2 protein-coding genes are annotated in these 1,988 nt (G+C 67.1%); both read left to right on the top strand.

What is annotated here, in order from left to right; genetic code table 11:
* Positions 1-106 precede the first annotated feature (106 nt).
* Positions 107-418 carry a putative quinol monooxygenase gene (locus IPV10_RS16775; RefSeq protein ID WP_207485801.1) on the top strand — a complete coding sequence of 104 codons (312 nt, stop codon included), beginning with the start codon at positions 107-109 and terminating at the stop codon, positions 416-418.
* 107 nt (positions 419-525) lie between these two features.
* Entirely contained in the window at positions 526-1,851 is a 1,326-nt protein-coding gene (locus tag IPV10_RS16770) for an ISL3-like element ISPfr2 family transposase (protein WP_207485799.1), read from the top strand.
* Positions 1,852-1,988 lie beyond the last annotated feature (137 nt).

Genomic DNA, 1,988 nt, shown 5'->3' with positions numbered 1-1,988 from the left:
GCGCTAATAATAGCAATACTGTCGTATACGCCACTCCCCATCGGCCCTCGCTCGTCATACGCTGAACTCGCCCCACGAAGAACCCCGACGTCAAGGAGAGTCCCTCATGTCCACACCCTCATCACTTCCGTATGCCTTCGTCGCCAAGATCGTCGCGGCCGATGGACAGCACGACGCGCTCGCAGATCTGCTCGCCGGCGCTGTCGCACTCGCCAACGAAGAAGTAGGAACGATTGTCTGGTTCGCGGCTAGGACCCACGCCGACACCTTCTGGATCTTCGATGCATTCCCCGACGAGGCCGCTCGCGACGCCCACGCCAACGGCGCCATCGTCGCAGGCCTGATGGCCAACCAGCACCTCCTCGGCGCAGCACCCGAGATCCTGGCGGCCGACGTCCTCGCGTCCAAGCTCCCGTAGTCCGCCAACGCACGAGACGATCGCGCCCCGCCGAGTCGGTCCGCAGATAGACGTCGAGGTCTCCCGACGATGGAGGCTCCTACGCCATCCATCGGAAAGACCTCGACGTGCCCGACGCTACCCCGCCGGCCGGCTTCGGCCGCCCTGACCTGACCGCCTTCGCTCGACTCGACGGCCTCGGTCTGAGCGTGATCGGGCAACGACTTGAACCGGATCGTGCGGTCCTCGCGTGCCGCGTGGTGGAACCAGATCAGTGGTGCCGACGGTGCGGCAGCGAAGGCGCCGCTCGTGACACCGTGATCCGGCGGTTGGCCCACGAGCCGCTGGGCTGGCGACCGACCGTGCTGGAAGTTGTAGTGCGCCGCTACCGCTGTGCAGACTGCGGACACGTGTGGCGCCAAGACACCAGCGCCGCGGCGGAGCCACGCGCGAAGCTCTCGCGCACCGGGCTGCGGTGGGCGCTGGAAGGGATCGTGGTCGCACACCTCACCGTCGCCCGTGTCGCCGAGGGACTCGGGGTCGCGTGGGACACCGCCAACAACGCGGTCCTGGCCGAAGGCAAGCGGCTGCTGATCAACGACCCCACGCGGTTCGAGGGCGTGAAGGTGATTGGCGTCGATGAGCACGTCTGGCGCCACACCAGGCGTGGCGACAAGTACGTCACCGTGATCATCGACCTCACCCCGGTCCGCGATGGCGCCGGCCCAGCAAGGCTGCTGGACATGGTCGAGGGCCGGTCGAAGGCGGCGTTCAAGACCTGGCTCGCCGACCGCGACGACGCCTTCCGTGACGCGGTCGAGGTGGTCGCGATGGACGGCTTCACCGGGTTCAAGACCGCCGCTGCGGAGGAGATCCCGGACGCGGTCACGGTGATGGATCCCTTCCACGTCGTGCGCCTGGCCGGTGACGCCCTCGACAGGTGCCGGCGCCGGGTCCAACTCGCGATCCACGGGCACCGTGGGTTCAGGGACGATCCGCTCTACAAGTCGCGGCGCACGCTGCACACCGGCTCGGACCTGCTCACCGACAAGCAGAGCGACAGGCTACGCGCGCTGTTCGTTGATGACGCTCACGTCGAGGTCGAGGCGACCTGGGGTGTCTACCAGCGGATGATCGCCGCCTATCGCCACGGGGACCGGCAACGCGGCCGCGAGCTCATGGAGAAGCTGATCACCGACCTCAGCGCCGGCGTCCCCAAGGTGCTCACCGAGCTCACCACCCTGGGCCGGACCCTGAAGAAGCGAGCCGCCGACGTGCTCGCCTACTTCGAACGACCCGGCACCAGCAACGGGCCGACCGAGGCACTCAACGGACGGCTCGAACACCTGCGCGGCTCCGCACTCGGGTTCCGCAACCTGACCAACTACATCGCCCGAAGCCTGCTCGAGACCGGCGGCTTCAGACCCCAACTCCTACACCCCCGATTGGGATGAGCCCACAATCTTTCGGGCACGTCCATTGAGGTCGACGAGTACCAACACTTCACGAGCTTCCGACGTCGAGCCCTGTCGCTGGGGCCCGACAGCGTCCGGATGAACTCACTTGCCTAGACAAGCGCTCTGCGGCGAAT

It is taken from the genome of Microbacterium sp. SD291, from assembly GCF_017355365.1.
GTDB lineage: Bacteria > Actinomycetota > Actinomycetes > Actinomycetales > Microbacteriaceae > Microbacterium.
The sequence above is the reverse complement of the archived record's forward strand: the minus strand, read 5'-3'. Positions and strand labels throughout refer to the sequence as shown.

Coding starts and splice junctions, on each gene's coding strand:
- IPV10_RS16775 (WP_207485801.1), top strand. CDS start 107: ATGTCCACACCCTCATCACTTCCGTATGCCTTCGTCGCCAAGATCGTC.